We start from the raw sequence: 722 nt of genomic DNA on the forward strand, positions 1-722 counted from the left end.
TTTGAGCCTACTATAGAAGTATAACTTTTCATCTCAAAATTGTTATACTTAAATAGTTTAAAACCAAACTCTATATTAACACTTGTCTTTATAGTATCAGCACTGCTGTATAACCCTATAGAAAAAAATCTATTATCTATTCCAGATAAAACTTTATTTTTTTTATCTTCCTCCTCTGTATATGCAATATCAAAAAAACTTAAAGTTATAATATTTATTACAGCAATATATTTATATACYTTCATAATAATACCTGTTTTCTATTCATCAAATTCAATATTTGTGTTTTCTTTATATTCTTTTATGGTCTTTATACATACAAAAAAATAAAAATATTTTATTGTAAGTAATACAACTAAAGCAATTCTTGCATGCAAATTATTTACTAATATAAAAGCAATTATAAGCATAATACTTACAGGTATGAGTATGCTAAGTTTAGATTTTAATGTCATAGCTTTTGATTTTACAAAACTCTCTAAATGTTTTTTATAAAGTTTTGTTGATATAAACCAATTATGAAACTTTTGAGAGCCTTTTGCAAAGAAAAAAGCAGCAAGCAAAAGAAATGGAGCAGTTGGAAGTATTGGAAGAGCTACTCCTATTATTCCAAGTCCCATAAACAAAAAAGCTAAAACTATGTATAATATTCTCATAAACAAAKCATTCCTAATATATCATAGTGAACAATGTTCATTATAAATTAATAGTACTTTTTAGTC

At 24.2% G+C, this 722-nt stretch carries 1 protein-coding gene and 1 pseudogene; both read right to left on the reverse strand.

All coding sequences use genetic code 11. From position 1 onward, the window contains the following. Window positions 1-245: pseudogene (locus tag GQX97_RS13180) on the reverse strand (hypothetical protein); the annotation flags it as partial. A 15-nt stretch (window positions 246-260) separates the two neighbouring features. Beyond that, window positions 261-656 (reverse strand): YbaN family protein, encoded by a 396-nt coding sequence (locus GQX97_RS13185; RefSeq protein WP_015274760.1) that lies wholly within the window; start codon window positions 654-656, stop codon window positions 261-263. Window positions 657-722: the final 66 nt, after the last annotated feature.

The organism is Brachyspira sp. SAP_772 (assembly GCF_009755885.1).
Lineage (GTDB): Bacteria > Spirochaetota > Brachyspiria > Brachyspirales > Brachyspiraceae > Brachyspira.